At 62.7% G+C, this 6183-nt stretch carries 5 protein-coding genes; 1 reads left to right on the plus strand and 4 read right to left on the minus strand.

Going from position 1 to position 6183, the window contains the following annotated elements:
• Nucleotides 1-133: 133 nt before the first annotated feature.
• The 4 genes from ACMLHG_RS09765 to ACMLHG_RS09780 are packed head-to-tail and all read right to left on the minus strand — an operon-like array spanning nt 134 to nt 5881.
• Complete coding sequence (locus ACMLHG_RS09765) at nt 134-1639, minus strand: UxaA family hydrolase (RefSeq protein WP_417170365.1); 1506 nt, start codon at nt 1637-1639, stop codon at nt 134-136.
• Between the two features lie 2 nt (nt 1640-1641).
• Nucleotides 1642-3147, minus strand: coding sequence for a tagaturonate reductase (locus ACMLHG_RS09770; protein ID WP_417170366.1), 1506 nt, complete (start codon nt 3145-3147; stop codon nt 1642-1644).
• Nucleotides 3148-3161: 14 nt separating this feature from the next.
• Nucleotides 3162-4361: a hypothetical protein gene (locus ACMLHG_RS09775; protein ID WP_295812838.1), complete on the minus strand. Its 1200-nt coding sequence runs from the start codon at nt 4359-4361 to the stop codon at nt 3162-3164.
• 5 nt (nt 4362-4366) lie between these two features.
• Nucleotides 4367-5881 (minus strand): DUF1846 domain-containing protein, encoded by a 1515-nt coding sequence (locus ACMLHG_RS09780; RefSeq protein WP_417170367.1) that lies wholly within the window; start codon nt 5879-5881, stop codon nt 4367-4369.
• Between the two features lie 19 nt (nt 5882-5900).
• Here ACMLHG_RS09780 and ACMLHG_RS09785 point away from each other — a divergent pair, with 19 nt between their 5' ends.
• Nucleotides 5901-6140: a hypothetical protein gene (locus ACMLHG_RS09785; protein ID WP_417170368.1), complete on the plus strand. Its 240-nt coding sequence runs from the start codon at nt 5901-5903 to the stop codon at nt 6138-6140.
• Nucleotides 6141-6183: the final 43 nt, after the last annotated feature.

A 6183-nucleotide genomic window follows, 5' to 3' on the forward strand; every position in this document is an offset into this window, starting at 1 on the left:
AGGAATGGCGGTTGCTCTGCCGGAATTCCGGCTAGTTTGATATGTTGTAAAAATGAAAATAATTTTTCCGGTAAGGAGCCCGATACAAAACGGGCCGCGATGGGGAACACCGCGGCCCGTCCTTTTTCCCGGTTCAGAGGGTGACGCCGTCCTTGAAGATGGCGATCTCCTGATAGCGGTAGGTTTCGTTGCGCGCCTCGACTTCGCCCGAAGCGAGCCGGATCACGTAGTCGAACAGCTCCCTGCCGAGCTCCTCGAGCGTGACGCCGCCGCGAACCAGCACACCGGCGTCGAAATCGATCCAGTTCGGCTTCCGTTCGGCCAGTTCGTGGTTGGTGGCGATCTTCACCGTCGGAACCGGTCCGCCGAACGGCGTGCCGCGCCCGGTGCTGAAGAGCACGATCTGGGCGCCCGCCGCCGTCAGCACCGTCGTGGCAACCATGTCGTTGCCGGGGCCGGAGAGCAGATTGAGCCCCGGGGTGCGGAGCGATTCCCCGTAGCCGAGCACGTCGACCACTTCGCCGGTGCCGCCCTTCTGGGTGCAGCCGAGCGATTTCTCCTCCAGCGTCGAGATGCCGCCGGCCTTGTTGCCGGGGGAGGGGTTCTCGTAAACCACCTGCCCGTGGCGGATGAAGTAGGCCTTGAAGTCGTTGACCATCTTGACGCAACGTTCGAAGACGTCGCGGTTGCAACAACGGTTCATCAGCAGTGTCTCCGCGCCGAACATTTCGGGCACTTCGGTCAGCACCGAGGTGCCGCCCGCCGCCGTCAGCAGGTCGGAGAAGCGGCCGATCAGCGGGTTCGCGGTGATGCCGGAGAGCCCGTCGGAGCCGCCGCACTTCAACCCGACCTTGAGTTCCGAAACCGGCACCGGTTCGCGTTCGAGTTTCGCCGCCTGTTCCGCGAGTTCGGCCAGCAGTTTCAGACCCTCGTCGTACTCACTGCCGTCCTCCTGCGCTTTCAGAAAGCGGATGCGCGAACGGTCGCAGTCCCCCAGCCGCTTCTGGAAGCTCTCGAGCGTGTTGTTCTCACAGCCGAGCGCGACGATGAGCACGCCGCCGGCGTTGGGGTGCTTCGCCAGCGCGGCGAGCATGTTCGCGGTGGTTTCGTGGTCGTCGCCGAGCTGCGAACAGCCGTAGGGGTGCGGAAACGCCAGCACCCGCCGGACCGATCTTTGCGGCAGCTGCCGTTCGAAGTCGCGGGCGAGATTCTCCGCGAGCTTGTTGACGCAGCCGACCGTCGGAATGATCCAGAGGTCGTTGCGCACGCCGACCGTGCCGTCGGCGCGGCGGAATCCCAGGAAGGTCCGGCCCGCCTCCGTCGCCGGAAGCGGAGCGGGCGGCACCGGATTGTAGGTGTACTCCAGTTCCCCCGCGAGCCGGGTCTTGAGGTTGTGGGTGTGGACGAACTCTCCGGGAGCGATGTCGCGCGTCGCTTCGCCGATCGGCATGTCATACTTGATGACCGCCGTCCCCGCCGGAATCGCTTTCAGCGCGAACTTGTGGCCGCGCCCGACCGCTCCGGAGAGGGTGACCTCGAGCCCGTCGACACAGCAGTGTTCCCCGGCGGCGAGGTCGGTCAGCGCGACGGCGACGTTGTCGGTCCGTCCGATTCTGAGGTAGCGCGGAGCTTCGGCCATGGTTATTTCTCCAGGAGTTTCTCGACCGCGGGAGTGATGCCGAGCTCGTCAATCGAACGGAGGTCGGCGGCGGCGCGGGCGGTGAAGCCCGGAATCGTGTTGAGATCCATGCCCCAGAAGTCGGTGCGCGCCATCACCGTGCGGATGAACGCCTCGTAGTCGCCGCTCTGCTTCAGGCGGTCGAATTCGGCGTTGAGGAAGGCGATCTTCTCCGCATCGTCGCGGATCGGATACGCGCCCGCCGCACGCTTGCCGGACCAGTTGCCCGCCGCGTCAACCGTGCCGCGATAGAAGCTGAGCAGTGCGGCGAAGCTGAAGGCGAGCACCTTCGGCAGCTTGCCGTTGATCTTCTCGTAGTCGATCAGCGACGGCAGCACCCGGACCTGCCACTTCGAAATCGAGTTGAGCGAAATCGAGATGAGCTGGTGGTTGGCGAAGGGGTTGAGGAAGCGCTCGATGATCGATTCGGCGAACGCCTTCTTCTCGTCGTCGGGGAGTTGGACGGTCGGGAACACCTCTTCAAAGAGTGCGGTCCGCAGATATTTGCCGAAGAGCTTGTCGCCGGTCATCTGATCGACGAAGTCGAATCCGGCCTGATAGGCGGCCAGGACACTCGAGGTGTGTCCGCCGTTGAGGAAACGGACCTTGCGGCTGCGGTACGGGGTCTGGTTCTTCGTCCAGACGACGTGGAGACCGGCTTCGGCGAAGGGGATCACCGCGCGGTACTTCTCATCGCCTTCGATCACGAAGAGGTGGAAGATTTCGCCGCAGTCGATCAGGTTGTCCTGATAGCCGAGCTTGTTGCACCAGTCGGCGGCCTCGTTGCGCGGATATCCGGCGACGATGCGGTCGACCAGCGTGTTCATGAAGGCGCACTCCTCCTTGACGTAGTTCTCGAATCCGGCGCCGAGCTTCCAGTCGGCGGCGTAGCGGAGGATGCAGTCACGCAGCGTCGAACCGTTCTTGTCGATGAGTTCGCAGGGGACGAGCACCAGCCCCTTCTGCCCCGCCTTGAACCGCTCGAAGAGCAGACTGGTGAGCTTGGCCGGGTAGGTGACCTGCGTTTTGCCGGGGGTGTAGGGTTCCGGCTTGTATTCGATGCCCGCTTCGGTGGTGTTCGAGAAGACCAGCTGCAGATCGGGCGAGACGGCGCACTTGACGATCGCCTCCCAGTCGCTGTCGGTCTTGAGGCACCCCTTGACGCAGGTGATGATGCGCTTGTATTCGGCGGGGGCGCCGTTCTCCATGCCGCGGAGGATCAGCGTGTAGAGGCCGTCCTGCGCGTTGATGAGGTCGGCGGTTCCCTGCGGCAGCGGCTGAACCAGCTGGACCATGCCGTTGAACTTGCCCGCTTCGTTGGACTTGTCGATCATCCAGTCGATGAAGGCGCGCAGGAAGTTGCCTTCGCCGAACTGCATGACCTTGACCGGATACTCCTTCTGAGGACCGATTTCCAGGCCCGGCGTGTGGATCGACGGCAGAAGCTTGCGATTGAGTGTTTCCATCATTCACCTCTCTATGGTTAGTTGGAACAGTTGGTTGACTTTTCAATGAATTGCAGAACAAATTGCCAGTCGGCAAGGGTGACGTCATGTTTGCCGGTGCGCAGATAGTAGCCGACCCCGTCGCCGTACAGCGGCCGGTCCGGTGGCGGAAACTCCGCCTCTTCCCCCAGCCCCGCCGCGCCGAAGAGACGGTAGACCTCGCCCGCCGCCTTCGCCGCCAGAAACTCGCCGCGCGGATCGGCCCAGAGATCCTCGGTGGCGCTCGCCACCAGCACCGGCCGCGGCGCGATAAGGGAGATCAGAAAGTGCTGGTCGAAGGGGAGTTCCGCTTCGCGCCCGGCATAGGAATCGAGCACCTTCCGGAACCACCAGGGGAAGGTCTCGGTGATGTAGGAGATGTGCTCCCCGAAATTCCGGCGGCTGAGCGCCGCGCCGCAACAGCCGGAGTCGTTGCTGACCACTCCGGCGAAGCGGGGATCGTTGGCCGCCGCCCAGAGCGCGGTCTTGCCGAGGCGGGAGTGGCCGTGCAGCCAGATCCGTTTCCGGTCGATCAAAGGTTCGCTCTCGAGCAGTTCCAGCAGCAGGATGCAGCCGAACGCCCAGGCGCTGATCGCGGTGCAGTCGCGCTGTTCCGGCGTCAGCTCCTCCGGCGTGCGGAAGAGTTTCCAGACGCTTTCCGCCCGCCCGTCCGCCCGGTCGGGGAAGAGATCGCCCCGGTTGGCGGTGATGACGCTGAAACCGTTTCGGATCAGTTCCGAAAAAGGCCAGCGGGAAGCGCCCGCACCCCGCTCCGCCGGCTGGGTGAGGCGGGAGGTTTCGGTCGGGTAGACGTCCGGCTCGGTGCTGACCGCGTGATTCCCGGGGAAGTTCAGCCCGGCAATCGCCGGAACCGGCTTCTCCGCGTGGAGCGGCAGATACCAGAGAACATCGACGAAATGGGTTTTGCCATCGTTGGCAAGGTGGATTCTGACTTCACGTCGTTTCGCGATGCCGCCGAGTGCGCCGGAGAGTTCGCGGCGCAGCTCGAAGCGGACCGACTCCGGGCGCGGCGGCAGAGCGCCGTACATGAGGCGGGTGAAGTCGTCGAGAATCTCCGGACGCCTGATGTTGTTCCACTCGACGGCGGAACCGACTCTCCCGCCGCGGGGGCGGTCGAGGGGGGAGGGCAGGGGCAGCTGCCCCGCCTTCGCTTCCTCGGTGTTGATCGGGAATGCCATACTTCCTACTCCATGAAAAGGTTGCGACTGGTGAACCTCGGTTCGCTGGTCAAATTGATGCCGAGCTTGCGCAGCCCGGATTCGTCGCCGGCGGTCGGCAGATGGCTGATGTGCATTTCGCAGCCGTAGAGTTTCGCGAGCTTGCGCATGGCCAGGCGTGCGGCCGGATTCGACGGCACTGAGACGCTGAGCGCGGTCAGCGTCTCCGCCAGATCGAGGCTGATCCCCTTGCTCTTGAAGATGTTCTTCTTGAGCATGCCGAGCGAATCGATCACCTCCGGGGAGATCAGCGGCAGGTCGTCCGGGAGCTTGGCGAGATATTTGATCGCGTTCAGAATGCAGCTCGAGGCGGCGTGGAGAAGCGGGGAGTTCTTGCCGGTGATGATGGTGCCGTCCGGCAGTGCGAGCGCGGCGCCGCAGTAGATGTTGTCGCTGCCTTTGTCCGGCTGTTTTTCCGCGGCTTTCGCCGCGTCGCGGGCGGGGGCGACCACCCGGCGGTCGAGTTCGGTGACGCCGAGATCGTCCATCAGGAGCTTGACCCGGTCGATGGCGCCCTTGTCGGCGGCGCCGGTCGCATAGTCGCACATGTAGCGGAAGTAGCGGCGGATGATCTCCTGAATGGAGGCCTGCCGCACCACTTCGTCGTCGGTGATGGCGAAGCCGACCCGGTTCACCCCCATGTCGGTCGGGGAGCGGTAGAGCTGTTCCGGATCCATGATCCGCGCGCAGATCCGCTTGACGACCGGGAAGATTTCGACGTCGCGGTTGTAGTTGACCACCGTCTCTCCGTAGGCTTCGAGGTGGAAGGGGTCGACCATGTTGACGTCGGCCAGGTCGGCGGTCGCCGCCTCGTAGGCGATGTTGACGGGGTGGTTGAGCGGCAGATTCCAGACCGGGAAGGTTTCGAATTTGGCGTATCCGGCGCGGATGCCGCGCTGAAACTCGTGATAAACCTGCGAGAGGCAGGTGGCCATCTTCCCGGAATTCGGACCGGGGCCGGTGACCACGACGATCGGGCGGTCGGTTTCGATGTAGGCGTTGGCGCCGTATCCGCGGCTGCTGACGATGGTTTCGACCTCGGTCGGATATCCTTCGATCGGGCGGTGGGTATAGACTTTGATGCCGCGGCGGGAGAGTTTGTTCATGAAGGTGCGCACGGAGGGCTGGTTCTGGTAGCGGGTGACCACGACCGCCTTGACGTCGAGCCCCCAGTCGCGGAGGTCGTCGATGGTGCGCATGGTGTCGGTATCGTAGGAGAGGCCGAAGTCGGCGCGCATTTTTTTCTGTTCGATGTCGCCGGCGTAGATGCAGATGACGATGTCGACCTTGTCCTTGAGTTTCTGGAGCAGTCTGATTTTCGCGTTGGGATCAAACCCCGGCAGGATGCGTGCCGCGTGGAAGTCGCAGATCAGCTTCCCGCCGAATTCCAGATAGAGTTTGTCGTCGAATTTACCGGCCCGTTCCAGGATCGCCTGGGATTGTTCCTCCAGATATTTCTCGCTGTCGAATCCGAGTTTCATACCAAATCCTTCACCGCAGATGAAAATTGCATATACAAAAGTAGAATATACCGGCAAAACGCTGTTTTTTCAAGACGGCGGAGCAATTTTATCGGCGATGCGGACTTTTGAGGAGGCCGCCGGAACCGGCCGCGGTTTTCCGTACGACAAGGGCGAAGACTATGACCGGATTCCGCAACCGGAGTGCCTTCCTCGAAACGTTGCTTTCTTCGAGGAGTTCCAAATACATGATGTGGTTCGCAGGAATTGGAAAAATTAATCAGCGGAGCGTTGAATATCGACAGAGATGTTTTTTGATTTTT

This window comes from Victivallis sp. (genome assembly GCF_048170485.1).
In the GTDB taxonomy this organism is placed as follows: domain Bacteria; phylum Verrucomicrobiota; class Lentisphaeria; order Victivallales; family Victivallaceae; genus Victivallis.

Excerpts from the sequence above, each read along its gene's own strand:
- ACMLHG_RS09770 (WP_417170366.1), bottom strand. The coding sequence starts at position 3,147 with ATGATGGAAACACTCAATCGCAAGCTTCTGCCGTCGATCCACACGCCG.
- ACMLHG_RS09780 (WP_417170367.1), bottom strand. The coding sequence starts at position 5,881 with ATGAAACTCGGATTCGACAGCGAGAAATATCTGGAGGAACAATCCCAG.
- ACMLHG_RS09785 (WP_417170368.1), top strand. The coding sequence starts at position 5,901 with ATGAAAATTGCATATACAAAAGTAGAATATACCGGCAAAACGCTGTTT.
- ACMLHG_RS09775 (WP_295812838.1), bottom strand. The coding sequence starts at position 4,361 with ATGGCATTCCCGATCAACACCGAGGAAGCGAAGGCGGGGCAGCTGCCC.
- ACMLHG_RS09765 (WP_417170365.1), bottom strand. The coding sequence starts at position 1,639 with ATGGCCGAAGCTCCGCGCTACCTCAGAATCGGACGGACCGACAACGTC.